Raw genomic sequence first — 23,583 nt, 5'->3', positions numbered from 1 at the left:
TAAGTGAGGGATAAACCGGGAACGCCTGCCGGTTTGCTTTGCTCAGGGAGTATCCATTATGATTACCGTCATCGAAACGCCGCGCCTCGCATTGAGACACTGGAAAGAATCAGACATGGTCCCGTTTATCAGAATGAACGCAGATACGGAGGTCATGAGGTATTTCCCGGAACCCTACGAAGAAGACAGAACAAGATGTTTTTATGACGCAATCATCACGGAATTTTCTGACTATGGGTACGGACTTTATGCAGCTGAAGAAAAAAACAGCGGCGGTTTTATCGGCTTTATTGGTTTTCACCGGGCAAACTTTAAGGCCGCTTTCTGCCCCTGTATTGAAATCGGCTGGAGACTGGATAAAAGCTTCTGGAACAGAGGATACGCTGCCGAAGGCGCAAACGCATGCCTGAAATACGGCTTTGAATATCTGGGGTTTGACCGGGTGTACAGTTTTACTGCTGTTGAAAATCTTCCGTCACAGAGGGTTATGCAGAAAATCGGTATGCGGCTGGAGCAGTATTTTGACCACCCGGATGTTCAGGACGGTCATCCTCTGAAACCTCATGTTTGCTATACCATAACAAAAAAAGATATGGTGCTGTAAACTATTCCGGTCCGCGTTTGAAAAAAAACCAGTAAAAAATTTTCTACAATCCAAAATGACAGAGGATAGTCCATTTTCCGGAAAGGCGGACAAAAGGCATCATCTGTGCCGCATCACATTTCGTTTCTGTTTATACCGGAATAGCCATTATAACTATTCTCCAAATCCGATTTCCCTGAGCCAGTCTCCGAGTTCCGCTTTTCCGGTATTGCTGCCGTATGACACAAATGGCTTCAGAACGGTTCCTCCGGGACAGAGTGAGGAGATATCTTTTTTGCAGTTTCCCGGACCGCCGCCTCCGTGGGTGATGAAGGGGGCCAGGGTTTTCCCGGAAAAGTCAGAGGCCGCAAGGAAACTTGCTAACGGAGGGGCTATGGTACTCCACCAGTTGGGCGAGCCTATCAGAATCGTATCGTAGTCTTCCAAATCACCGGGCAGAGATTCCAGTTCAGGCCGGTACCCGTTTCTGATCTCCTTTTTTGCCTGTTCAACCACGGCATTGTAGTTGGCGGTGTAGGGTAACACTGGTGCAATTTCGAAAAGGGTCCCTCCTGTTTTCTCTTGAATGGCTTTAGCCAGTTTTCCGCTATTTCCGGACCATGAATAGTATGCAATAAGCACTGCCATAATCATCCTCCATAATCAGCCCTGCGCGTTTTTAGCCGCGGCGGTTTTATTTTTTATCCACTGAAGTAATTTAAGTATATAATGGGTCGTCCCGGTGTACAACGCCGCGATTGCCAGATAATCCCGGATAAACCGGAACACCGAGGGATCGCTGAACATGGCGTGGAGCCCCTCATTGAACAGCAGACGGGAACCCATAGTGCGGTCAAAGGAAGCCTTGATTCCCCAGGTCATGAGAAGAAGGCCCATGGCTCTGACCAGCCAAATGACTACCGTACGGGTGTCCGCCCGCCGACGGAAGGCCCGGAGCAGGCCCGCCCAGTGGAAGCCCAGGTGGACTGCCCCCAGGACAAACATCCATGTTCCGGCCACACCGTGGAATTCCACCGCTGCCGGGTCCTTGGCGATGCCGAGGAAGGCGAATACGGTCTCCGAAATGGGCAGAGCTGTGAGGACCTGGACCGTCAGCGCCGTCAGGAGCAGCAGATTTACCGCGCCGGCAAGAATACGCCTAAGGGTGTACCGGCCCTTGAACAGAGCGGCGAACCATCCCCGGTTGAGTACACAGTGAACCACCGCCAGCAGGAACAAACCCATACCGGCAAACTCATGGAGACCGTTGGGGGCCATCTTGTAGCCCATGAGCAGGATGAGACAGAGCGCCATGGCAATATCAACCACGCATCTGCAAAGCCTTCCCGGGTTCACCTGGCCATCCCTATTTCAGTAAGCCAGGCGTCAATATCACTGCCCAGAGTCCTGCCTCCGCCGTAGTGGATGGACAGGGCCTGGGTGATCTTCACCGAGGGACAGAGCTTTGCGATAGCCGAAACAGTCTGCCCCAGTCTGCCGCCGCCATGGCTGTTGAAAGGAGCGATAATTTTGCCGGTAAAATCGCAGCTCTCCAGGAAGGTTGCCACAGGCATGGGGATGGTTGCCCACCAGGTAGGATATCCCAGGAAAACCACATCATAGCCGGCCACATCCGTCTCCAGCGTTTTCAGCGATGGATGAATGCCTGCCCGGAGATCCCGGAGGCTCTGGTCCAGGCAGGTGTTATAGGTCCGGGAGTAGGGGGTAACCATCTCGATTTCCACCAGGTCGCCCCCGACCCGGCGATGGATCTCCGCCGCAATCAGCCGGCTGTTGCCGGACCAGGAAAAGTAGGCCACCAGAATCCTGGGGTCCCTCTCCTGGGCAAAAAGGCCCGATATCCCTGTCAGGGTTAACAGCATTATACACATCATGGTTTTTATTTTCATCATATTAGATTCTCCTCATACGTTTCTCACCAGACGGAACCCGATGTTAAAGGTCCTGTTTTCCGGCGGATAGGCTGCCCGGTAGGCCGATCTGAGGTGCCGGGCAAAGTCGTTCCAGCCGCCGCCCCGGTTAACCTTGTAATTTCCTGAAGCAGGTCCCGCAGGGTTGTCCCAGTCCGCGGCGTCATAATCACTGTACCAGTCCCAGCACCACTCCCATACATTGCCGTGCATTTCATAAAGGTCCCAGGGATTGGGCGGGAGGCTGCCCGGCGCGACGGTTCTTCCCCGGTACTGACCGGGACCCACCGCTATCCGGTTCTGTGAGAAGTAGTGTTCCTCGATGGTATATGGGTAGGTGCCGTAGTAGTTTCCCTGGTTTGTAGAAATGGCTGCCCCAGTGCTGAAGGGTGTGATGGTTCCCGCCCGGCAGGCATACTCCCACTCGGCTTCTGTGGGAAGCCGGTACCCGCCGGCTTCCCGGTTCCAGGTCACTGCGGGCCTTTCTCCGGTTCCGGTAATGGTGTAGGCCGGGGCAAGTCCTTCCTCCTCACTCCGGGCATTGCAGTAACGCACCGCCTCGTACCATGTAACATTTTCCACCGGCAGGGTCTCATCCTGGAAGCTGCTGGGGTTGTTCCCCATAAGCTGCCGGTATTCTCTCTGAGTCACTTCGTACCTATCCATATAAAATGAAGCCACCGTCACCTGGCGCCGGGTTTCGTCGGACTCCCGGAGGAACTCATCAGCAGGGCTTCCCATGGTAAAGGTGCCGCCGGGGATGAGGATAAAGTTTTCAGGCACTCCGGTCTGCGGGGAAGATGCCTCCGGCGCGGCTGCCCGCGGGCTTGTCCGGGAAGGTTCCTGGGCGGATACCGCCGGATTCTCGCTCCTGCCGCTGCAGGAGGCAAAGGACAGGGGGAATAATAGTATACCCATGGTGATGGTCAAAAATTTTTTCATATAATTCTCCTATTGTAAGATTCCCAGGTCCCGCAGCCAGGCCTCCGCATCATTCCGGGAATTCCGGGCGCCGTTGGTGGGTACCCGGAAGCCATTAGTGACCCGGGCTCCGGGTACCAGCTTTGTAATCTCCGCAATGCTTTGGCTGATACCGGTGCTTCCGCTGGTGCAGAAGGGTACGATGGTTTTGCCGGAAAAATCAAAGGTTTCCAGGAAGGACGCCACCGGCATGGGGATGCCTCCCATCCAGATAGGATACCCTAGAAGGATGTAATCATAGGAGCTGATGTCCGGCACCCACACCCGGATGGCAGGCCGTGCATTCCTGTCCCGTTCCTGCCGGGCCCGCTCAAGCGCCGCGCTATAGGCTTCCGGGTAGGCGCTGACCGCGGTGATTTCCGCCATGTCCCCTCCCAGGAGACTCTGGATATGTTCCGCCACATACCGGGTGTTTTCCGTTCTGGTAAAATAGACCACCAGGATCTTTCCTGTGCTGTTTGTCCGGTCAGCCGCCGGCAGGACGGAAACTGTGACCAGGGCCAACATAAATAGAATTATTTTTTTCATGGTATACTCCTTTGATGCTCCTTCAGAGGGGCAGTATGTACTGTACATTTTCGTTTTTTTCCATAGCCATTCCTCTCTATGTGGTAACAGCCGCTGACCACCGGACGGACATACACAGGTGCGGCGGCGGTGCCGGCGCCGGGCTTCTCACACCAATGCCGCCCTTGCAGTCTCAATGGTTTTGATAATCCTGGCCGGTATTCCACCGACGATCACATTCGGCAACACATCCTTTGTTACCACTGCGCCGGCGGCGATGACAGCGTTTTCGCCGATGGTGACCCCCTGGGTAATCACCGCGTTCGCTCCTATCCAGACATTCCTTCCGATAACAATGGGCGCGGGATAGGTGATGTGCCGGGTAGCAGGTGTTATACCGTGATTCAGGGTGGCCAGCACCACATTGTGTCCTATCTGCGACCCTTCGCCGATGGTGATGCCTCCCTGATCCTGGAAGCTGCATCCCTTGTTGATAAAGACATTTGTGCCCACGGTGATGTTCTTTCCGAAGTCAGTGTAAAAGGGCGGGAATAGCCGGAAGGAGCTGTCCGCCGGTTTCCCGATGAGCCGGAAAAATAATTCCCGTATCTCCTCCGGGGTGCGGTATGAATTATTGAGTTCTGCAGTGATCCTCATGGATTCATTTGTAATACCAACCATAAAAGCATGGATATCCGATCCGCCTTCCAGCGGTTTTCCGTTATTAACATAGGAAAGAAATTCCTGCAAATCCATTTTGTCTATACCTCTTATTCTTTCATGACAGTAAAGGTTACGGTCACATTTCCCGGTCCCAGAGCCGCCGCGAGACAGGCTGTATCTTCTACATACCCCAGCCGGACGTAGCCGCCGTATGAGTTGGAAAAGGTTTTATAAAACAGTACCAGGGTATTGCCCGACCACAGCATGATTTCCCCGGCTCCGATAATTTGCGGGCGTTCAGTGGATGCAGCGGGCAGTGGTTCCTTCAGGTTAAAAAATTTTTCATTCCTATTTAAATCAGACATGTTTACTGTCAGGGGCATGCGGGCCAGCAGAACCCGGGTAGCTGCATTATCATAGAAGAGTGCGGAAAATGTTTCGCCCCCTGCGGTTATGATTATTCTGGTCATGGCCGCATTTTCTCCGGTATTTTTTTCTTCACCCGTATCCGCGAAGATGTCGCAGGCCGCGAACGTCAGGCTGAGAAATATCAGTAATCGTAATTGTTTCTTTTTTCCTTTCATGCAACTCCTCAGTTTTCAGCGGTATGCCTTCCGCAGAATGGCAACACAGTCTTCGTCGGTTAACGGCGTCCGGTCGCTGGAAAAGAGACCGCCCATGGTTTTCCGGGCGTTTCCGGCGATAGCAGGGAATTCTTCCGGAGTAATTCCGTAGTCAGACATTTTGAGGTCCGCCGCTCCGCAATCCGCTTTAAGCTTTTCCAGCATAGTGATGAAATCCATCGGATCCCCGGCGTCCTTCATTCCCAAAGCCCGGGCCATTCTGATATAGCGTTCATCACAGGCATGCTTTTCGATGAAGTGGGAAAAGTACGCCGAGCAGAGCATAATAAGCCCGGCGCCGTGGGGCAGGTCCTGGTGATAGGCGCTCATGGCGTGTTCCAGGGAGTGTTCACTGGTAGTGACGCTCACGGTCATCGCCACACCCGAGAGCGTGTTGGCGAAGGCAACATGTTCCCGGGCTTCCAGGTCATTACCGTACTTCACCGCCCGGGCGAGATACTCTCCGATATGCTCAATCGCCGTCAGGGCGTACATATCACTCATCAAACTCGCAAAAGATGATACGTAGCATTCCACCGCCTGAAGCAGGGCATCGAAACCCTGATAGGCGGTAAACGCCGGAGGGACCGTTTTCATCAGCTCCGGATCAACAATGGCCAGCACCGGAAAGAGCCGGTCATCCCCGCCGAACCCGATCTTTTCATGTGTTTCATCGTTGGAGATAACTCCCCACTGGTCGACTTCGGAACCGGTGCCAGCGGTGGTGGTGATGGCTATTACCGGGAGGGGCGCGTTCTTCAGTTCTTTTCCTCCCCTGTACCGCCTCCGATATAGTCCCATATATCCCCTTCGTTGGTTGCCATGGCCGCGATGGCCTTTGACGCGTCCATAACACTGCCGCCGCCGAGGGCAACGATAAAGTCGCAGTTCTCCCTCCGCGCAAAAGCGCTGCCGTCCATAACAGTGGACCTGAGGGGATTTGCCCGAACCTTATCGAACACCGCCGCTTCAATCCCACAGCTATGAAGTTGCTCCATAGTTTGTGTAAGAAACCCGCCGGACCTGGCGGATTTTCCGCCGGAAATGACAATCAGGGCTTTTCTGCCCGGCATTTTCTGTTTGCCCAGATTATTGAGCTGGCCCGGACCAAAGATGATCCTCGTGGGTACATACATTTCAAAACTCATACTATCAACTCCCCTTTTCAGTTTTCTTCCATAATTTCTATGGTCGCAGTGAAATTGCTCCGCATTTGCCCGAGCCGTTCTGCACCGGACCTGATAGCGCCGAGAATAATCAGTCCGTTTGCGCTCCCCTGTCCCCGGTAAAATACGGCGAGATTTCCCCATGGAGCATAGTAGGTGAAATTGCCCGATGCCGGTGTAGTTTCGGCTGCTCCCCGGTCTGTGGTCAGCCGCCGGGGGAGATAGGTGATTTTCTCAGTGTTCGCGTAATCTTCCATGATTACTGTCAAAGGAAGCAGAGTAAGAAAATCCCTGGCTGTTGGGTTATCGTATAAATCGATGATGAGTTCATCATTATTGAATGCCATCCTGAGTTTTACGTTCATCATGGTCCCTTCTCTTTCCTGAGCACCGATGCTGCAGGAAATAAGAAGCATCCCTATCAGCATAAAGAGAGCAATCTTTTTTTCCATCCGATTCTCCATTACTATTTTTGAAACTTTGAATGCGGCAATTGATGCCGCTGTGTTTCGTCATCTGCTATCCGCTTTAGAACCGCACATTCGCTTTACTCAAATAATACCGGAAGTATTGAACTATGTAAAATACTTGTTTATTATGAATAATAATGCTTTTCAGGCATGATAAAAAAACTATAACAAATACGAGGAGGCGAATAATGGAACTGAGGGTTTTGCGTTACTTTCTCGCGGTTGCCCGGGAAGAGAATATTTCCAGGGCCGCTGATGTACTATACGTGACCCAGCCGACTCTTTCGAGGCAGCTTATGGAGCTTGAGGACGAGCTGGGGACAAAACTGTTTATCCGGGGCAAACGGAAAATAACCCTTACCGATGAGGGGCTGCTCCTGCGCAGGCGGGCTGAAGAGATTCTTGACCTTGTTCGGAAAACCCAAACGGAATTTGATTCCCAGGAAGAGATTGTAAGCGGCAATATTTTTATTGGCGGCGGGGAAACCGAAAGCATGTCTATAATCGCCCGGATCGCCCGTGAAATGCAGCGGGATTATCCTTATGTGCGGTTCAATATTTACAGCGGAGACTCGAAGGATGTCACCGAACGGCTCGATAAGGGTCTTCTGGATTTCGGCCTTCTTATTGAACTGAATCCCCTCAAATATGAATCCCTCAGGCTCCCCGCGGTCGACACCTGGGGTTTGCTCATGCGCAAAGACAGCCCTCTGGCCGCAAGGAAAACAATCAAACCAAAGGACCTGTGGAATATCCCGCTCATTACTTCCCGCCAGAGTCTGGCGGCGGAAAAGATTCTTAAATGGCTTAATAAGGACTTTGATGAACTGAACCTTGTGGCTACCTATAACCTGGTGTACAACGCCTCCCTCATGGTACGGGAAGGAATGGGATACGCCCTGTGCCTCGACAGACTCGTAAATACGTCCGGGCCGGGTACTCTTTGTTTCAGACCTCTTTGGCCGGTCCTGGAATCAAACCTCCACATGGTCTGGAAAAAGGATCAGGTATTCTCAAAGGCTTCGGGGCTTTTTCTGAAAAAACTACGGCAGGCGCTGGTTCAGGAATAGGTAATTACTTACCGATGCCTCAACACAGGCCGCCGGACATCTAAGCCCATAATAAAAAAGCGCAAACAGTTTTGCGGCAAATACAAAAAACTCCGTACCAAATCAGCTTTTCCGGTCTGAAACCGGCAAACAGTTGTCATGTGCAATGTGTTAATAGTATTATGAGATGATGCAACGAGTGCAAAAATCAGCCGGACACGCTGCTATCAGAATAACCCTGTCATTTCAGGAGATTATTGCAAAAGCCCCGGCAGGAAAGAGAATCGGCCTGGCTTGATAAAGCCGTGTTGTCCGCTGCGCCAGAAACACGTACTAGACGGAAGAAGCAATAGGCAGCTCTCTTTATATTGAGATATTGTTTGTGATTGAGGGTAAATGATTAAGCAGGTGAAGTTATATGAAGGAGGTACCTGAATGGCAAAGAGTATTTTCCGCGAAAAAGCCGCGCCGCCCGGCATGGATTTAATCGGCTCCGTTTTGAAAGAAACGAAGCAGCTATGGGATACTCTTGCCGCATATGTGTCCAATACATATCCGCAGGTTGTACAGGAATGGAAGTTTTACGGCACTGCCTGGGGCTGGTGTCTGGTATTGAGCAGCAGAAAAAAGAAACTGGTTTACCTAACACCGTCGGAAGGATATTTTCTGTGTTCTTTTATCTTCAATAACAAGGACCGCGAACTGTCGCGGCAGTCCGGCTTCAGCGAAGATATTCTTGAAACTATTGAAGCGGGCAAAAATAACGCGGCGGGACATACTTTTGATATCGAGGTAGCTGGTGATCAGGATCTTGATCTGGTAAAGCAGCTGTTACATATTAAGGCAGCGTCTTGAGCCGTTTCCGGATATTTATGGTAACCAGATACCTGAGTATCAGGTATAGACTGAATGGCTCAGACTGCGATACGATTATTGCTGAGTCGTTGGGTCCCGGGTACGGCTGATAAAAAAGGATATTCATGGATTTTATTATAGAGCAGCGTCCATCCCAGCCTGTCCTTTATATGAGGAGAACCGGGCCGTACGGCAGCGAAAGCTACGGATTAATGACCGCGCTCAAAGATTGGGCGGACCGGAAAGGGCTGTTAACGGACAGCGTAATTTATGGAATTGCCCGCGACAATGAAAACACGCCGGCGGAAGAATGCCGCTATGATGTATGCCTTGTCGCGGCTTCAGATGTACGGGCGGACGGACAGGTACAGCGGGGTGAAATCCCCGGCGGCAAATACGCGGTTTTTACCGTGGAACATACCGCGGAAGCCATACAAGCGTTTTGGACTTCCGTCATCGAACGCCTGCAAAAAGAAGGACTGCAGTTTGATATGACAAGGTCTATTCTTGAGCGTTACGAATACAGACTGGTTGAAGAAGGGCAGTGCGAGTTCTGTGTGCCGGTTATATAATCAATCCGAGGAGTAATAAACGAATTGAAACGGAGATTTTATGAGTAACATATTGCAGTTTTCTCACAGGCAGGCCTTCCGGGAGTGGCTGGAAAAATATGGCTGTGACAGTGAAGGAGTATGGCTCCTGTTTGGTAAAAAAGGCGGACCGGAAACATTATCGGCCAATGACGCCCTCGAAGAAGCTCTTTGCTATGGCTGGATAGACGGGCAAATGCAAAGTATTGACAGCACCAGCTATAAAAAATACTTTGCCCGACGGACGGCCCAGAGCAACTGGTCCGATAAAAACAAAAAAATAGCGGAAACACTTATTGAAAAAAAGTTGATGACTGATCATGGTATGAACGCTATTGAAAAGGCCAGGAAAAACGGCTCGTGGGAAACATCCAGCCGTATCGTGATTGACGATGAACAAATCGGACAGTTTTTGCAGATTGTTCAGCCCTATGAGACCGCTTATACAAATTTAATGGCTATGCCGCTTTCAGTACGGCGATCATACACCGGACTGTACCTCGATGCCAAAACGGACAAAACGCGTCAAACCAGGCTTGAAAAAATAATAGATAGATTAAATAAAAATCTGAAACCAATGTAAAACGGATATATGCTTGTGAAGCGGCAATAGGTTTCGTTTGCGGGGCGGTATTTTCCACATATGGAATCAGGATATCATAATTACAGCGAAAAAATGAGTTTATTTTTTTGTAATAATACCCCGGAAATACTGCTCTATTCCTGCTTTAAAATGGTTTTCTTCAAGCTGCATTGCGTCAGAAAAATTCCGGAAATTGTCAGCGCATGATGGTATGGCAAGGTCAAATAATAAAACCGTTCCTCCATATCCCCGCAGGGTTCCTACACTGTGACAGCAAGTGTTTCCCTGCATCTCTGAAACAGGAATGATAAAACCTCCGACAGCCGCCTTGAATAAATGAATATAAGAAATAATCTGATAACGGTCTTCCCTCTGAATGAACCGCTTCTCATCATCCGATTCTTCATCCCGGGTATTACTGCTTCCTCTGCGCATTCGTTTGTATTTTGCATCGAGAACAATGGCCGGGATTTTTTCTGAAGCTTCCCGGTAAAAATCGGGATAGCATCTCCATTTGTGTTGACTGTCAGAAGTAAGCAGGTTTTTCCATCCCGATTTTTCCTTGTTCTTCGGATGAATAAATCCGCAGCCGGAAAGAATCGTATTCACATATTCTTCCCACAGCCATGCTCCATCAAATAGAATCCCATGTACTTTGTTGGAGTGAACACCATATTTAAATTGCTCATTCCGCAGAATTTGCAGGCAGAGTTTCTGTAAATCCATATAATTGCAGAAATAGGGATGATTTACGGGCTGTATATTTTTATTGATAATGGAAGAACGCATTCTCAAATCATAATTCGGAGTCGCTCTCACTATCTGCGATACATATTCTTTTGTGTCTGCGTCATTTTCCAGAATAGCGCTGTATGCACTGCATTTAATATACTCAACAGTATGACGTATCAGTTGGGTTATCCGGTTATCATAAGAATATTCCCGTGAGTTATACGCAATAGCGCCTGAAAACGGAATGTTTTTTCTTATATGCCGGGACACATCAATACGGCCCTTGATATCCGGGTCATTATACTGACGGTTGCAGTATTCTTTGAAAAGTCCCTGAACCATTGCCTTTTTCAGTATCATGGGAAACAGGAAAATCATAAGATTGAAGGTCTGGTCTATCGCTCCAGTGTGTTCGAGCTGAAATATATTGACTCCTCCGGTTTTCATCAGCATGTACTGGAGAAAGCTGTCAGCCTTGCCGGATGGCGCAAAGCGGGAAAGTATGGAGATGCGCAGATTATTATATCCGATAAAACCCATGAGATTACCGGTTGCTATTTCCCTGCCTCCGTTTCTGAGATGGAAAAGGGAAAGCTCTTTATCATCAATTCCATGAAGTTGACTGAATGAATAGGGAAATGCCAGTAATTCCTCTGACTTTATCAGTTCCTGTAGGGTATGTTCCGATAGGTAACGCAGTTCTTCAATATATTCATCAGTGGCACATGGTGTTAATGAGTTGTCCCGGAGAATCAGCGGTTCCATTATTTCCTACTCATTTTCCTTTGGCGAAGGGACACCAATATCATAGGCATTTTTCAGTTCACCAAGAATGTCTTTCGAATCAGGTCTTCCCCGGAGGTATTCAAAAAGAACTCCTTCCAAATGGTATTTCCAAAGCAGTTCAAAATCGCCGTTATAATTTTTTAACTTACGGAAATATGCGGGGCCTATATGGTAGGAAGAGGAGAGTCCCTGTACAGTTTCAATTTTGCGTTCAGGGACTGCATTCTTGCCAAGGCCGCATCTGAATACTCTGCAATATCCCGGAACATTGACAGCCGGTCATTCGCTTTCAGTTCCGCCCAGGCAAACCTTCGGCGCATTGCAAAATCCATGCTCTCCACGCTGCGGTCTATATCATTCATGGTTCCGATGATGTATACATTTTCAGGTACAAAAAATCCGTCACTGAATATATCCTGTTCCTCAACAAGATTCTGGTACTGAGTCTTGACCCTCTCCTCCGGTTTTTTTGCCTTTTTCCGGTACCCGGGATCTATGGAGAAAAAAAGCTCTCCGAAGATTTTCGAGATTTCTCCCCGGTTTATTTCATCTATAATGAACACATACTTTTTTTGTTCATTGCTTACTTCCGGAACAGCCACATTATTCCGGTTTTCATTATAGTATGTTCTGAAAGCTTTCATAAATCCATATTTATACGTATGGTGAACACCGCTGATTTCGGTTTTAAAATCATTATACTCCCAGTCTGTCCGGCTGGTGAAGGTCTGATATATTTTCTCAAAGTCCTTTATCAGGACAGATATCGTATTGCCATTTTTTGTAAGCAGCCCGAAACGGATAATGCCTGTTTGTATATAATAATCATATTCAATGAAAGTGATAGGAGCCGCCGCCCTGTTACTGATACCATCTATAGGGAAGGAACCATTTTCTTCAATTGTATCAGCTATATAAGAGATGAAGTCCTCCAGAAGCGCTGAGAATGTTTTTTCTGTTATCAGCTCGGAGGCTTCTTTTTCACTGTCCGCCAGGTTCTGTGCCGCCCTTTTGCAGAATGCCTTGAACACACCATCCTGCCGTTCAAAGCCGATATTTCCATTTGAGTCGGGATGGGTAGGACGCAAACCTTCTACAAAGTCGGTGTAATCATAGGAAGGATGAAACTGGACAAAGGCGGTTTCAGTGTCACCTGCACCCATCTCCCTGGCAATCTCCTTCGCGAGATATGTTTTTCCCGTTCCGGGCGCGCCATGGATTATCAGATTTTTGTTTGCTTCAAGGTGCGTTATGAGTTCGGATATATCGATAACATCCTTCATGTTTCCCTCCAATGCATTCATCAGTTTCAGAGCCGATGCTGGTTCCAGTTCCATAAGTACGCCATAAGGCGTTTGGCCTTCTTTATAATCCTTGGCCAAGTTTACATTTATTCCTCTATCATGATAGTACTCCCATTTATCCACTGGCCCCAGGGATTGTCTCTTTCATATCTGTCAGGGAGATTGAAATCTTCATAAAAAACATCGCTTTCCTTGAAGGTTATAACTTTATCATATTCAGTTGAAAGATATTTGCCTGCATCTTTTTTTTCGACAAAATCATTTATGGAAAGAATAATGTCGGCTTTTTTACGGGGAGGAATAACCCTGCCATAGGCATGAACACAATCATCTCCTCTGAGAAAGATAATATCCCCTTCCCGGATTTTCAGTGCCGCGTTCCAGTTTGCTGTTACAGGACCAGTGGCCTGTATATTGTATTCATATTGCATAGCGGCAAAGTTTTTATCCTTTACCCAGCTGAGTATTGGCCGGGCATTGCCGCCGGTGCCCGGCTTGTGCTTAAAAGTCCAGTAGCGTATTTTTGTTTTCGGGGAGTCCTGTAAAAATCTCTGAAACAGTTCCATGCCTGCTGAGAAAGCCCTGTGTCCTGCGGCTATATCTACCTCATCAAAATCAGGCTGTTTCTCAATTATCGCCTTAACTTTCAAGAACTCATTTGTATCGCTGTATTCAAACAGATCCTTCTGTATTCCAGACGGCAGCTGACTTAATTTGGCGGAGCTGTTTTTCAGGGCAGAACAATAGGAGTTAATTGTATTTTGAGTATAGAATTTTCCATAACCTTTTTGCTGCCTGCTCATCCATTGTATGAAATCGTTTCTCTTGTCTGCCATTTAAATAGCTCCTCATGGCTCTCATGAATTTTAAATGAGTGAATTATTTTTCCCTTCCTTTGTCAGCTCATCAGAGATTGCCTCCGTCTGCTCCGGAACGTTTTTTTTATGGCGGTTGCGCCGGTCCTGCCGGTAAAGTATTCCCGTGAGCTTCCGGCATTTTCCTTTTCCGTAAGTTCCCGGACGCTCCAGTTATCTGCAATAGCGGTATAAAAAGTATATTCGAAATCAGTAAATCCCGGCGTCTGAGCCTTTTTATCTTCCGCTTTGATCTTCCGGGAAAGATTTGGAAAGTCTTCAATTATCTCTGCGGCAGTTTTAATTGTAGTACCGTTTGATGGAATCTGCAAGCATTCTCCATAAGGCTTTTGTCCTGAACAGGACTTATGTTTTCCGGAAGGAAATTCCTCTGAAATGATGGAGATACTATTTTTTGACCGGCTGACGCCTATCGTTGAGGGAGATTTTCCGGACCTGTCTATACCGTAGTTCCCCGGAAACTTTGAAAATATCCGAAAAATGGTAACCCTTTCCGGGCAAAAATTGAAAAAGGCCAGACAGTTGTCTGGCCTTTTTCATCGCTCCCCCGAGGTGGCTCGAACACCTGACCCAGTGGTTAACAGTATGGGGTCGATTATTCAGACTCTTTCACATAGTGGCAATAAATCATTGTAATACAATGATTTAGGCTGATTTAATATAATCAGTATAGCACGGTTTTGAGGGGTATGCAAGCGTATTCTGTTGCCACTTTTGTTGCCACTTGGGGGAAAAAAAGCTGTCCAGGAAGAACCTGGACGAGATGAAACTGACTCGATTCTGATAAATAGAAATTGCCCGGTACATTGGTACATTGGTACATTATCAGGGTGAAAAATTATCTTGTCATAGGTAATTGAGGCTGATATACTATAAATGAAGGAGAATATATGCCGCAAACCATGACCATTGAAGAGAAACTCTTTATCTCAAACAGGGCTTGCGCTCTGTGGGATGCCGGAGATATGGAAGGATACGAACGCCTGACAAAGACGATTCCCATGCCTCCATATCTGGCAAAGGTAATGAAGGAAAAGGTAGGAGTGGATTATCTTCTAAACAGCGGATGGAATTTATCGGAAGCAGAGGCAGAGTTTGGATCCGATTGGCTTAGTAGATAGTATTACTACAGCAGTAACAAATATTGATGCCGGACGCAAAGGATTTGCTATTATAGGAAAGGAGCGGGAAGGTCGTATTTCCTATGAAACAGGTATCGCTAATGCTATGTCCGCTTTTCAGGAAGCCCAGATTTCCGCTGATCCTCAATCCATTATTCTTGCCGAGTATACATTCCTGATTCAGGAACTTGCATTTTGTGATGAAACCGACAAAGACAGCCTGAGTAGTCTTACCCAGGCAATACAGAGTTTCGATGACGCTTTCCTTGTACTAAAAATTGTAGATGATAAAACCCTTTACTTGGGCGCTGAAAACTCCCATCCTCACCATAAAAAATATCGTGTAAACGGTCTCCCAAAAGACTCATTCCATATAGCCTGTATTTCTCACAAAACAAGGATTCAGAATATACTTCGTAGTCCCGGAATAGAACCAATAGAAAAAGCCCTGCTCAAACAGCGGTTTGCCAATCTCTCTGTTGCTCAAGGTGGTTATATCGAGAAACAGAAGAAGGTGCTTGAAAACAATTAAAATGTTGTTTATCTGTATTTTAGATTTCATCTAGCTGATTAAAAAATAAAGAATTACAGCCATAATTCCTATATAAAGACATCATAAAACCAGAGAAGATTAAGAGATTTTGTTGTCACGGAATCGGAGAACACATATCTTGTGGTATTTTTTGCGGTATAGAAAAATAGTCAGGTCCGCTTGGGGATTATGCATCTTGTTGCAGATGTAGTCGAAGTACGTTTCCATATCTTCTTCGGTATATGTATATATCAACCCGCTTTTCTTTTACAAAAACCCCACCGGCACATACGCGTTATGTTCATTTACCGGAAGGTATTGGGGTATCTGGCAAATCAGCGCCCCGCTTCCGATGGATAGAACAGGGGACAGAGCTTGCTCTGCCTCAGCTGTTTTTTCAGCTTTTCCAGGGACCTGAAAATTCCGCATCATTGTACTGTCTGGAGATTCGGTCTTTTTGATTTCTATGGGATACAGTTTGCAGTCAATATGAAGGTCTATTTCCTTTTGTCCTTGTCCCGGTAATAATACAGGGGCGGTTCCATTCCCGCATTAAGGAAACTCTTGTAAATCTCTGATATGACCCAGGTCTCTATGTACATATATGACCTCTATCTTGTTCGTCTGTAATAAAGTATGACTTTATTACAGACGATACTCTGTGAAAACACAATACAGGATTTTTACAGCATATATAATTTCGAAAACGCTGTATTATTTGCTGTTGAATTTTACAGCAAATAAGTGTATAATAAATACAGCACATGAAAAAGGAAAAAATTATGCCGAATATTAAACCGGTATCAGATTTACGGAATTATACGGAAGTTCTCCGCGATATTGAAGTAGGGGAACCTGTTTTTCTTACTAAGAACGGGCGGGGACGGTATGTAATTATCGATATACAGGAGTATGAAAAAAACAGGGCCACTTTGAAACTGATGTCCGAGCTTGCAAAAGGGAAAAAAGCGGGCGAAGAAGCAGGCTGGCTGGATATTGATGAAGTTGAAGCCTCTTTAGGATTGTGAGTATCCCGTGAACAGAGTATATATTTCTCCTGCCGCCAAAAGCGATCTGGAGGAGATAAAACAGTATATCAGTGATGAGTTGTATAATCCTCAGGCGGCTTTGCGAATCATATCTGATATTACCCGGCGTATCAGACTGCTTCAGGAATTCCCGGAAACAGGAGCACCCCTGTCTTCCATTGTTGAAATTGAGACCCCATACCGCTTTCTGGTATGCGGGAAATATCTGACATTTTACCGGTTTGAAAAGGATACTGTTTTTGTGGACAGGATTTTATATGGTAGACGGGATTATCTGAAAATACTTTTTTCAGATACGTCTGACGAAACTGATGACTAAGCGGGCAGATGCGTTGCCGGTTGTAGAAAACGAGAGACTTGCAAGCGCAAAAGCTGGCTGTTACGTATAATTAACAGACTACGGTAGGATTCTTCGGCGGGCCGAAAGGGGATGGACCGGATACATTATCCTTGCATAATCCTGTTATTTCGGCTAAAATAGGATTGATACCTATATCAGCCGGAGGGTATATGAAATACATAAAGCGAAGTATGGAGGATATATTCCTCAGTCTCACAGGAGAATACAGCGCTGTCCTTGTCACTGGCCCCGACAGGTGGGAAAAACAACCATGCTTCAGCGTCTCATGGAGCGGGAATCCGTAAAACGTGAATATATCACCCTTGATGACCTGAATGACCGGGCTCTCGCGAAAAATGACCCTGCCATGTTCTTCCAGCTTCATCCGCCTCCTGTTTTTATCGATGAGGTACAGTACGCGCCGGAACTGTTTTCATATATTAAAATCCAGATAGACAAGCATCATAATCCAGGCGATTTCTGGCTGACCGGTTCTCAACTATTCAAACTGATGACAGGAATTCAGGAATCTCTTGCGGGGAGGGTTGCCTTATTACATCTTTCGCCCCTTTCCCAGCAGGAAATATACACTGAAATCGGTCCAGAACCCTTTACGCTGGATATGCGGAGGCTGACGCAAAGACAGCGGTATATCAAACCTGCAAGTACACCTGAAATGTTTGAACGTATCTTCCGCGGGGGAATGCCCGCCCTGATTAGTGGTCAATATTCAGACCAAAACAGGTATTACTCGGGTTATATCTCTACCTACCTTGAGCGGGATGTCCGCGATTTATCAGGAACAATCGATTCGCTGAAATTCATGAACTTTGTGACCTCCGTGGCGGCCCGGACCGGACAGCTGGTGAATTACAAGGGAATAGCCGATGACTGCGATATCGACCAGACTACGGCGAAAAACTGGCTGCGGATTCTGGAAACTCTGGGGATTATCTTTTACCTTCATCCCTATTCGAACAATGTGCTGAAACGGACAATCAAGACGCCCAAGCTGTATTTTTATGACACTGGACTTGTCTGTTACCTGACAAAATGGAGTAACGCTGAAACGGTGATGAACGGGGCAATGAATGGAGCCTTATTGGAAAACTATACGGTCAGCGAGATACTGAAGAGCTATCACAATACTGGATTTGAACCTGCCCTGTATTACTATCGGGATAAGGATTCAAAGGAGATTGACCTTTTGCTGGAAAGCGACGGCGCGCTTCATCCGGTGGAAATCAAGAAAAGCGCGTCTCCTGATTCGAGGATAACCCGTGTCTTTGATGTTATCGACCGGGGCCCGCTGGAGCGTGGCACCGGAGGCGTGCTCTGTATGGCCGAGAAGCTGGGAGCCTTTGATTCACGGAATCTGATTGTGCCAGTCTGGTTGGTGTGAATATGGGTTTTACGGAAAAAATTATCGAATTCTTTTATCTTGTAATTTTTCCGTCTTTATATTGATCTCCCCTTTAAACTTTTTCGGCCTTTATTAAGCGTTGTCATTACAATAGCCATCGCTTAGATTATTTTTTGCCTTATTCCGTCACTTAATTTATGTTTTAATAAGTATATAAATTGCATATTTTCATAAAATAATATATGTTGTTGTTGATAACGTTGTTTGGCTATGATGAGGTAATTTTATGACCCAATCTGTTAATGCTTTACTTTATTCTGCAATTAATGAAACGAAAAATATAAATGAAGGTGAAGTTTTTCTGCTTAAAGACCTATTCAAAGGTTATGAATGGAATCGGATTCCTCGCAATACAAGACTATTATTGGGTACTTTATTTTTAAATTATGTAAATGACAAGAAAGATGGGATTGCTGCTATTGAAAAAACATCATCAGGTCAGCAAAAATATACTTCCCGAAAGAGATAATCGAATGAGTTCAATTTTGGAAATACCAGAGGTCAAAAATAAGTGTCAGATACTCACTCCAATTTCAACAGTTGCAACTATGCTAGATATCGCCGGATATAAGAAACACTTATTTGGAAAAAAGGTATTAGAAAATTCTTTTGGTTCCGGGAATATTTTACTTGAGATAGTTATACGATATATTCGTAGTTGTATTAAGGACAAACTTTCAGCTGAAAAAATTGCTATCGGTTTAAGTGAAGATATTTATGGTATTGAGCTTGATAAGGACCTCTTTCGTAAATGCAGAACAGCTCTTAATCAAATTATTAAATCTTATAATTTACCACCTGTGAAGTGGAAGCTGTACAATAAAAATGCATTGGAATGGCATCCTGATATCTATTTTGATTACATTATAGGGAATCCTCCTTATATTACTTATAAAGAATTGGATGATGAGACCCGAAAAACTATAAAAGAAACATATGATTCCTGTTCAGATGGAAAATTTGATTATTATTATGCGTTTATAGAAGCAGGACTTAGATCTCTTAATAGCACAGGAAAACTTGTTCAATTAGTTCCAAATAATATATATAAAAATGTTTTTGCACATAAATTACGTTGCTTATTACGAGAAAATGTTTCAATTATTATCGATTACCCGGCTCAAAAAATATTCAAGGATGTGATGACATCTTCAAGTATATTTGTATATGATAAAAGTTTTGCTGATAACTTAATTACATATAAGAATGAAACTGAAAAGAGTGAATTAAAAATTCCAAGAAATTTATTAGATGGTAAATGGCAATTCGATAAAAAAATAAAAATTACTTCTGATTTAGTTTATTTTGGAGAGCTCTTCACTGCATCTATAGCTATTGCCACTTTATTAAATGAAGCCTTTATAGTTGATGATAAAATAATTGATGAATATAAAATTGAAAGCAAAGTCTTGCGAAAAGCAGTAAGTCCGCGTTCTTTGCGTTATAAAAAAATGAAACAATTATATTTCCTTACTTTTATATAGATGGTAAGCTAATGCGCTATAAGCCAATTGAGTTTTCTACACAATATCCTTTTGCAGAAGCATATTTAAAAAAATTTAAAAATAAATTAGATGTAAGAAAAAAGGATAAATCTGCTGAATGGTATGAATATGGGCGGTCTCAAGCTCTATCCCATATGTACCAAGAAAAATTGCTTTTATCTACAGTTGTTACAAATGATGTTGAAATTTATCAATTAGATAAAGCTACTATCCCTTACTCAGGGATATACATTACGCGAAAAACTGTTTTTCCGCTAGCTTGTGCACAAGAACTTCTTAAAAGCGATGATTTCAAAAAATATGTAAAGAGTATTGGAATTAACGTTAATGGCAAGTCAATACGGATTACTTGTAAAGATATAAATAACTTTGGTTTTGAACGAAGGAGGCTGGATCCTTGGAAAAATTAAAATACGTAATAGAGGATAGTACAATAGCAGAACTCTTAGGTACTCAAAACTTCACAAACAAAGAATCTGCCATTTTAGAACTCGTAAAAAACTCATACGATGCCAAAGCCTCAAAACTTACCATATCCTTCGAACCAAATATGATAGTTATGACTGATGATGGTATGGGTATGGGGTCAAAAGATATAAAAAGTCATTGGATGCATATTGGAAAAAGTAATAAAAAGTATGAAATTATTGACTTCAATCATAGGAAAAGAGTTTTGTCCGGGTCAAAAGGTATCGGTCGTTTTGCCCTTTCTCGACTGGGAGAACAAGTTGCAGTGTATTCAAAAAAAAGGAATTTATCAGGTATTGTTTGGGATACTGACTGGAATAGTAGTACAATTTCAGAAGAAAAGTCATTAAAAAAACATGGTACCAGAATTGAAATTATGGGATTAAGAGATAAATGGGGACCAAAAGCAATAAGCGATTTATCTGAATTTTTAGCTAAAACCTATAATGATGATACTATGGAAATTGACATTCATTCTAATGGAGAAATTACATCAGTTTCAAAATATTTTCCAGATCCACAATTGGGTATAAACTGTTTGAGTTCTATTCAGATGACATACGATAGTGCGAATCATACGTTGAGAATGGTTATTAAATCAGACGAATTTCTTGACAAGGCAAGGGAGTATCATACACAGTACGATATATGTAAATATGAAGTTAATACAAATATATTAGAAGAATTCAAGACAGTACAAAACTGGGATTTATCAACCGAAGAATTATCTGGTAATTTACATGGGTTAGGTGATTTTTCTGCAATTATGCTTTTTAATATAAATTCTCCATCTGTTGAAATGGAAAAATTTTTATATAAATATAATAATATACCAAACAGCCTGACTGGTGGTATGATTTTGTATAGGAACGCATTTAGTATATCTTCTTATGAGGGTAAAAAAGATTGGCTCGGTTTAGGCAAGCGTTCTAGACAATCCCCGGCAGCCGCATCTCATCCAACTGGGGCATGGAGAGTAAGAGAAAATCAGTTAGCCGGAAAAGTTGAAATTGATAAAAAAAATAATAGGTTCCTTCGAGACCTTTCGAATAGGCAAGGTCTCGATGAAAACGTGTTTTATGAACTTTTTGTGGAGATCATTCTTGTTGGTATCAAAGAATTCGAAAGATACCGTCAAGAAATTATACGTTCAATTGACAAGAAAAACAATTCAGAATCTGAAGAGAAAGCCTGGCCCATATCTGAAAAGGTATTATCAAACCCTTCTTCTGTCTCTACTTTATCAAAGAAGAAACAAAACAGTTAGTTACGGAATTAAAAACATTCCACAAAGAAAGATCTTCTTTTAAACGAGAAAAAGAGAATGTAGAAAAACGCTATAAATATGATGTTCGTATTTTAAATGTTCTGGCAACAACTGGATTAAAGGCATCTTCCATTGCTCATGAAATGAGTAATGATCGTAATTCTATAGCAGAAAACAGTGAAAATATTATTCTTGCGCTTAAAGAATATAGAATGTGGGAAGAACTAATATCTCCAGAACGAACGGAAAAATCATATAAAAATGTTCCAGAGCTTATTGAATCAAATCGACGGATTAGTACTAAAATCGTCACTTTTATGGATACCATGTTAGTAGAAATTGAAAAAAAACAATTTAAAACAAGTATGCAAAATCTTACAGAGATTCTTTATACAATAAAATTGACATGGGAAAGGGATTATTCCTGGGTAACGATTAATATTTTATCTAAATATGATATATCCTTTTTTACTTCTGAAGATATCGTACGTGTGATTCTGGATAATTTAATATTGAATAGTATTCAACAGAATGATAAGAAGGAACATTTGGATATCATTATATCACTAAAAGAGAATGAAAATGAATTACTTTTTGAATATTCAGATGATGGTAACGGTTTAAATAAGAAGTATTTATCTAATCCACGAAAAATATTAGAGGTTCATGAAACAACACGCAAAAATGGGCATGGGTTAGGAATGTGGATTGTTAATAATACTGTGGTAATGTCAGGTGGTACTATTTTCAGTATTCAAGGTGATCATGGTTTTTTTATCGAATTTTCGTTAGGAGGAAAAATATAATGGATGAATTACACATTGTCTATGTTGATGATAATATTGACACAGGTCTTAGTCGTTATTTAGATGAAGAGTATAATCCTCCCAACTTTCAGAAAATATATGTTGAAGTAGAATTTGATCCAAGCTTAGGCTATGAAAGTTTAATACAAAATCCAAAAATACAAGCAGCAAATATTATATTAATTGATTCGAGATTGTTCGAGAATGGAAGGGCTTCCGCAGGAAAATTTACTGGGGAAGAATTTAAAATAATTTTAAAGAAATATTATCCCTTTATTGAAGTGATTGTTATTACACAAAATAAACCAGATATTGATATGGGTACAATCTCAAAATATAATGCTAGTTGCGGAAAAAGTAATAAGGAATACTATGACAATACTCTGCCACAGTACTTTGCGAATGCAATCAACAATTTGCAAATATACCGACAAATTGCTAAAAACCTTAAAGAAAACCCCAATTGGGAAGATGTTTTAAAAGAAAAAATACTGAATTCACTTAATGGGATTGTTTCGTATGATGAGTTAACAAAAGCAGATATTGATAATTTAGTTACTATTTTTAATGAAATACAGGATAATTTAAATGGCTGATGATTATAGAACAACACTTTTTTGCCCACAATTATATGATATAACAGAGCGAAAAAGACATGTTGTTGCAGAAATTCTGAAGGATCATCCGAGAGCAATTGACATGCATGCATATATTAGCATGACGGATTCCTCATACAAAGAATTATTTATAGAAGTATATTATTCTAAGTGTGCTTATTGTGGTGTATCAATCGATATTATACCAAAAAATATGTTTGAGGTAGATCATTTTATATACAAAAGTTCTTTTCCAAAAAAAAGTGAAGCTGGTTATATTCAGAATTTAATTTTAGCCTGTTATACTTGTAATCATAAAAAAAGTTCGTTACCAATACCTGAAAGGTATCGTTCAATACTTCATCCAGATGAATGTAAAATTAACACATTATTTGTACGTGATGATCTATTCTACATAAGAATATCAGATGAAAATACAAATGACGAAGTAATAAACTTGTTTTATATACAACTTGGACTTGGAGAAGAAGTAAGAAGATTAGATTATCTATTAATGAATATGATTGGATTACAGAGAAAAAGTGGTATTAGTGCTGACTTATATCAACAATTAGGTCAAGTAATTGATCTGTTGCGAAAAAAGCGTAACATGACTTAAACAAGTATTTTAAAATACATATTTTGTTTTAGGATGTGTGTTTTATTAGTTTTGTTTATAAGGGAATGTTCTTGCTGCTGAAGTATTGAAGAACAAATAAGACTTGTATTGGTATTTATTTTGATATAGATATTATCCCCTGAAAGGCCGTCCGCAGTG

General features: G+C 43.6%; 31 protein-coding genes. 17 read left to right on the top strand and 14 right to left on the bottom strand.

The annotated features are described in order from the left end of the window. Window positions 1-58 precede the first annotated feature (58 nt). Window positions 59-604 carry a GNAT family N-acetyltransferase gene (locus tag K7I13_RS03800; protein WP_255948098.1) on the top strand — a complete coding sequence of 182 codons (546 nt, stop codon included), beginning with the start codon at window positions 59-61 and terminating at the stop codon, window positions 602-604. Window positions 605-757: 153 nt separating this feature from the next. Here the strand turns inward: K7I13_RS03800 and K7I13_RS03795 are convergent, their stop codons facing one another. From K7I13_RS03795 to K7I13_RS03750, 10 genes are all read right to left on the bottom strand, one after another. Beyond that, entirely contained in the window at window positions 758-1,231 is a 474-nt protein-coding gene (locus K7I13_RS03795; protein ID WP_255948096.1) for a flavodoxin, read from the bottom strand. 15 nt (window positions 1,232-1,246) lie between these two features. Then, a complete protein-coding gene (locus K7I13_RS03790) occupies window positions 1,247-1,939 on the bottom strand; it encodes a DUF4405 domain-containing protein (protein WP_255948094.1) in 693 nt (230 codons plus the stop codon). Continuing rightward, a complete protein-coding gene (locus tag K7I13_RS03785; RefSeq protein WP_255948092.1) occupies window positions 1,936-2,496 on the bottom strand; it encodes a flavodoxin in 561 nt (186 codons plus the stop codon). The genes K7I13_RS03790 and K7I13_RS03785 overlap by 4 nt, the downstream gene beginning before the upstream one ends. Window positions 2,497-2,508: 12 nt before the next feature. After that, complete coding sequence (locus K7I13_RS03780; protein WP_255948090.1) at window positions 2,509-3,456, bottom strand: formylglycine-generating enzyme family protein; 948 nt, start codon at window positions 3,454-3,456, stop codon at window positions 2,509-2,511. Between the two features lie 9 nt (window positions 3,457-3,465). Further along, entirely contained in the window at window positions 3,466-4,023 is a 558-nt protein-coding gene (locus tag K7I13_RS03775; RefSeq protein WP_255948088.1) for a flavodoxin, read from the bottom strand. Between the two features lie 147 nt (window positions 4,024-4,170). After that, window positions 4,171-4,758: a DapH/DapD/GlmU-related protein gene (locus K7I13_RS03770; protein ID WP_255948087.1), complete on the bottom strand. Its 588-nt coding sequence runs from the start codon at window positions 4,756-4,758 to the stop codon at window positions 4,171-4,173. A 14-nt stretch (window positions 4,759-4,772) separates the two neighbouring features. After that, complete coding sequence (locus K7I13_RS03765; RefSeq protein ID WP_255948086.1) at window positions 4,773-5,249, bottom strand: cyclophilin-like fold protein; 477 nt, start codon at window positions 5,247-5,249, stop codon at window positions 4,773-4,775. A 15-nt stretch (window positions 5,250-5,264) separates the two neighbouring features. Next, complete coding sequence (locus K7I13_RS03760; protein WP_255948085.1) at window positions 5,265-6,089, bottom strand: iron-containing alcohol dehydrogenase; 825 nt, start codon at window positions 6,087-6,089, stop codon at window positions 5,265-5,267. Further along, window positions 6,047-6,436: an iron-containing alcohol dehydrogenase gene (locus K7I13_RS03755; protein WP_255948084.1), complete on the bottom strand. Its 390-nt coding sequence runs from the start codon at window positions 6,434-6,436 to the stop codon at window positions 6,047-6,049. Before K7I13_RS03755 ends, K7I13_RS03760 begins: the two co-directional genes overlap by 43 nt. Before the next feature lie 17 nt (window positions 6,437-6,453). Beyond that, a complete protein-coding gene (locus K7I13_RS03750) occupies window positions 6,454-6,906 on the bottom strand; it encodes a cyclophilin-like fold protein (RefSeq protein WP_255948083.1) in 453 nt (150 codons plus the stop codon). Window positions 6,907-7,112: 206 nt separating this feature from the next. Between K7I13_RS03750 and K7I13_RS03745 the strand changes: the two genes are divergently transcribed. From K7I13_RS03745 to K7I13_RS03730, 4 genes are all read left to right on the top strand, one after another. Next, window positions 7,113-7,994, top strand: coding sequence for a LysR family transcriptional regulator (locus tag K7I13_RS03745; RefSeq protein ID WP_255948073.1), 882 nt, complete (start codon window positions 7,113-7,115; stop codon window positions 7,992-7,994). A gap of 414 nt (window positions 7,995-8,408) precedes the next feature. Then, window positions 8,409-8,828: a DUF3788 family protein gene (locus K7I13_RS03740; protein ID WP_255948071.1), complete on the top strand. Its 420-nt coding sequence runs from the start codon at window positions 8,409-8,411 to the stop codon at window positions 8,826-8,828. A gap of 125 nt (window positions 8,829-8,953) precedes the next feature. Further along, a complete protein-coding gene (locus K7I13_RS03735) occupies window positions 8,954-9,400 on the top strand; it encodes an AraC family transcriptional regulator (RefSeq protein ID WP_255948069.1) in 447 nt (148 codons plus the stop codon). Window positions 9,401-9,440: 40 nt separating this feature from the next. After that, a complete protein-coding gene (locus K7I13_RS03730) occupies window positions 9,441-10,001 on the top strand; it encodes a YdeI/OmpD-associated family protein (RefSeq protein WP_255948067.1) in 561 nt (186 codons plus the stop codon). A 99-nt stretch (window positions 10,002-10,100) separates the two neighbouring features. On the opposite strand, the gene K7I13_RS03725 is transcribed toward K7I13_RS03730, so the two are convergent. The 4 genes from K7I13_RS03725 to K7I13_RS03710 form a co-directional block, all read right to left on the bottom strand. Next, window positions 10,101-11,498 carry a 5-methylcytosine restriction system specificity protein McrC gene (locus tag K7I13_RS03725; protein WP_255948065.1) on the bottom strand — a complete coding sequence of 466 codons (1,398 nt, stop codon included), beginning with the start codon at window positions 11,496-11,498 and terminating at the stop codon, window positions 10,101-10,103. Between the two features lie 185 nt (window positions 11,499-11,683). After that, window positions 11,684-12,856: an AAA family ATPase gene (locus tag K7I13_RS03720; protein WP_255948063.1), complete on the bottom strand. Its 1,173-nt coding sequence runs from the start codon at window positions 12,854-12,856 to the stop codon at window positions 11,684-11,686. A gap of 53 nt (window positions 12,857-12,909) precedes the next feature. After that, window positions 12,910-13,659: a hypothetical protein gene (locus tag K7I13_RS03715; protein WP_255948061.1), complete on the bottom strand. Its 750-nt coding sequence runs from the start codon at window positions 13,657-13,659 to the stop codon at window positions 12,910-12,912. A gap of 62 nt (window positions 13,660-13,721) precedes the next feature. Then, window positions 13,722-14,009, bottom strand: coding sequence for a type I restriction enzyme endonuclease domain-containing protein (locus tag K7I13_RS03710; RefSeq protein WP_255948059.1), 288 nt, complete (start codon window positions 14,007-14,009; stop codon window positions 13,722-13,724). 579 nt (window positions 14,010-14,588) lie between these two features. Here K7I13_RS03710 and K7I13_RS03705 point away from each other — a divergent pair. From K7I13_RS03705 to K7I13_RS03650, 12 genes are all read left to right on the top strand, one after another. Then, window positions 14,589-14,819: a hypothetical protein gene (locus tag K7I13_RS03705; protein ID WP_255948056.1), complete on the top strand. Its 231-nt coding sequence runs from the start codon at window positions 14,589-14,591 to the stop codon at window positions 14,817-14,819. Then, on the top strand, window positions 14,794-15,351 hold the full coding sequence (locus tag K7I13_RS03700) for a hypothetical protein (protein WP_255948054.1): 558 nt from the start codon (window positions 14,794-14,796) through the stop codon (window positions 15,349-15,351). The genes K7I13_RS03705 and K7I13_RS03700 overlap by 26 nt, the downstream gene beginning before the upstream one ends. 782 nt (window positions 15,352-16,133) lie before the next feature. Further along, window positions 16,134-16,379, top strand: coding sequence for a type II toxin-antitoxin system prevent-host-death family antitoxin (locus K7I13_RS03695; RefSeq protein ID WP_255948052.1), 246 nt, complete (start codon window positions 16,134-16,136; stop codon window positions 16,377-16,379). 7 nt (window positions 16,380-16,386) lie between these two features. After that, window positions 16,387-16,719, top strand: coding sequence for a type II toxin-antitoxin system RelE/ParE family toxin (locus K7I13_RS03690; protein WP_255948050.1), 333 nt, complete (start codon window positions 16,387-16,389; stop codon window positions 16,717-16,719). A gap of 277 nt (window positions 16,720-16,996) precedes the next feature. Next, window positions 16,997-18,142 carry an ATP-binding protein gene (locus tag K7I13_RS03685; protein WP_255948048.1) on the top strand — a complete coding sequence of 382 codons (1,146 nt, stop codon included), beginning with the start codon at window positions 16,997-16,999 and terminating at the stop codon, window positions 18,140-18,142. A 247-nt stretch (window positions 18,143-18,389) separates the two neighbouring features. Beyond that, window positions 18,390-18,632 carry a single-stranded DNA-binding protein gene (locus K7I13_RS03680; protein WP_255948046.1) on the top strand — a complete coding sequence of 81 codons (243 nt, stop codon included), beginning with the start codon at window positions 18,390-18,392 and terminating at the stop codon, window positions 18,630-18,632. Window positions 18,633-18,636: 4 nt separating this feature from the next. Then, a complete protein-coding gene (locus K7I13_RS03675) occupies window positions 18,637-19,647 on the top strand; it encodes an Eco57I restriction-modification methylase domain-containing protein (protein ID WP_255948044.1) in 1,011 nt (336 codons plus the stop codon). Window positions 19,648-19,658: 11 nt separating this feature from the next. Next, the gene (locus K7I13_RS03670) at window positions 19,659-20,078 is read left to right on the top strand and encodes a hypothetical protein (protein WP_255948042.1); all 420 of its coding nucleotides are present in this window, start codon (window positions 19,659-19,661) and stop codon (window positions 20,076-20,078) included. After that, window positions 20,066-21,403, top strand: coding sequence for an ATP-binding protein (locus K7I13_RS03665; RefSeq protein ID WP_255948039.1), 1,338 nt, complete (start codon window positions 20,066-20,068; stop codon window positions 21,401-21,403). The genes K7I13_RS03670 and K7I13_RS03665 overlap by 13 nt, the downstream gene beginning before the upstream one ends. A 143-nt stretch (window positions 21,404-21,546) precedes the next feature. Continuing rightward, window positions 21,547-22,209, top strand: a complete 663-nt coding sequence (locus K7I13_RS03660) for a sensor histidine kinase (RefSeq protein WP_255948037.1) — start codon at window positions 21,547-21,549, stop codon at window positions 22,207-22,209. Continuing rightward, window positions 22,209-22,805, top strand: a complete 597-nt coding sequence (locus tag K7I13_RS03655; RefSeq protein ID WP_255948035.1) for a hypothetical protein — start codon at window positions 22,209-22,211, stop codon at window positions 22,803-22,805. Before K7I13_RS03660 ends, K7I13_RS03655 begins: the two co-directional genes overlap by 1 nt. After that, window positions 22,798-23,424: an HNH endonuclease gene (locus K7I13_RS03650; RefSeq protein WP_255948033.1), complete on the top strand. Its 627-nt coding sequence runs from the start codon at window positions 22,798-22,800 to the stop codon at window positions 23,422-23,424. The genes K7I13_RS03655 and K7I13_RS03650 overlap by 8 nt, the downstream gene beginning before the upstream one ends. The last annotated feature ends 159 nt before the right edge of the window (window positions 23,425-23,583 follow it).

Source organism: Brucepastera parasyntrophica (genome assembly GCF_022376835.1).
Classification (GTDB): Bacteria; Spirochaetota; Spirochaetia; order Treponematales; family Treponemataceae; genus Brucepastera; species Brucepastera parasyntrophica.
Note: the sequence above shows the minus strand (reverse complement) of the source record. Positions and strands in the feature narration are given on the sequence as shown.

Excerpts from the sequence above, each read along its gene's own strand:
- K7I13_RS03800 (WP_255948098.1), top strand. The coding sequence starts at position 59 with ATGATTACCGTCATCGAAACGCCGCGCCTCGCATTGAGACACTGGAAA.
- K7I13_RS03795 (WP_255948096.1), bottom strand. The coding sequence starts at position 1,231 with ATGGCAGTGCTTATTGCATACTATTCATGGTCCGGAAATAGCGGAAAA.
- K7I13_RS03785 (WP_255948092.1), bottom strand. The coding sequence starts at position 2,496 with ATGATGAAAATAAAAACCATGATGTGTATAATGCTGTTAACCCTGACA.
- K7I13_RS03780 (WP_255948090.1), bottom strand. The coding sequence starts at position 3,456 with ATGAAAAAATTTTTGACCATCACCATGGGTATACTATTATTCCCCCTG.
- K7I13_RS03775 (WP_255948088.1), bottom strand. The coding sequence starts at position 4,023 with ATGAAAAAAATAATTCTATTTATGTTGGCCCTGGTCACAGTTTCCGTC.
- K7I13_RS03770 (WP_255948087.1), bottom strand. The coding sequence starts at position 4,758 with ATGGATTTGCAGGAATTTCTTTCCTATGTTAATAACGGAAAACCGCTG.
- K7I13_RS03765 (WP_255948086.1), bottom strand. The coding sequence starts at position 5,249 with ATGAAAGGAAAAAAGAAACAATTACGATTACTGATATTTCTCAGCCTG.
- K7I13_RS03760 (WP_255948085.1), bottom strand. The coding sequence starts at position 6,089 with ATGGGACTATATCGGAGGCGGTACAGGGGAGGAAAAGAACTGAAGAAC.
- K7I13_RS03755 (WP_255948084.1), bottom strand. The coding sequence starts at position 6,436 with ATGAGTTTTGAAATGTATGTACCCACGAGGATCATCTTTGGTCCGGGC.
- K7I13_RS03750 (WP_255948083.1), bottom strand. The coding sequence starts at position 6,906 with ATGGAAAAAAAGATTGCTCTCTTTATGCTGATAGGGATGCTTCTTATT.
- K7I13_RS03745 (WP_255948073.1), top strand. The coding sequence starts at position 7,113 with ATGGAACTGAGGGTTTTGCGTTACTTTCTCGCGGTTGCCCGGGAAGAG.
- K7I13_RS03740 (WP_255948071.1), top strand. The coding sequence starts at position 8,409 with ATGGCAAAGAGTATTTTCCGCGAAAAAGCCGCGCCGCCCGGCATGGAT.
- K7I13_RS03735 (WP_255948069.1), top strand. The coding sequence starts at position 8,954 with ATGGATTTTATTATAGAGCAGCGTCCATCCCAGCCTGTCCTTTATATG.
- K7I13_RS03730 (WP_255948067.1), top strand. The coding sequence starts at position 9,441 with ATGAGTAACATATTGCAGTTTTCTCACAGGCAGGCCTTCCGGGAGTGG.
- K7I13_RS03725 (WP_255948065.1), bottom strand. The coding sequence starts at position 11,498 with ATGGAACCGCTGATTCTCCGGGACAACTCATTAACACCATGTGCCACT.
- K7I13_RS03720 (WP_255948063.1), bottom strand. The coding sequence starts at position 12,856 with ATGGAACTGGAACCAGCATCGGCTCTGAAACTGATGAATGCATTGGAG.
- K7I13_RS03715 (WP_255948061.1), bottom strand. The coding sequence starts at position 13,659 with ATGGCAGACAAGAGAAACGATTTCATACAATGGATGAGCAGGCAGCAA.
- K7I13_RS03705 (WP_255948056.1), top strand. The coding sequence starts at position 14,589 with ATGCCGCAAACCATGACCATTGAAGAGAAACTCTTTATCTCAAACAGG.
- K7I13_RS03695 (WP_255948052.1), top strand. The coding sequence starts at position 16,134 with ATGCCGAATATTAAACCGGTATCAGATTTACGGAATTATACGGAAGTT.
- K7I13_RS03680 (WP_255948046.1), top strand. The coding sequence starts at position 18,390 with ATGACCCAATCTGTTAATGCTTTACTTTATTCTGCAATTAATGAAACG.
- K7I13_RS03675 (WP_255948044.1), top strand. The coding sequence starts at position 18,637 with ATGAGTTCAATTTTGGAAATACCAGAGGTCAAAAATAAGTGTCAGATA.
- K7I13_RS03670 (WP_255948042.1), top strand. The coding sequence starts at position 19,659 with ATGCGCTATAAGCCAATTGAGTTTTCTACACAATATCCTTTTGCAGAA.
- K7I13_RS03660 (WP_255948037.1), top strand. The coding sequence starts at position 21,547 with ATGAGTAATGATCGTAATTCTATAGCAGAAAACAGTGAAAATATTATT.
- K7I13_RS03655 (WP_255948035.1), top strand. The coding sequence starts at position 22,209 with ATGGATGAATTACACATTGTCTATGTTGATGATAATATTGACACAGGT.
- K7I13_RS03650 (WP_255948033.1), top strand. The coding sequence starts at position 22,798 with ATGGCTGATGATTATAGAACAACACTTTTTTGCCCACAATTATATGAT.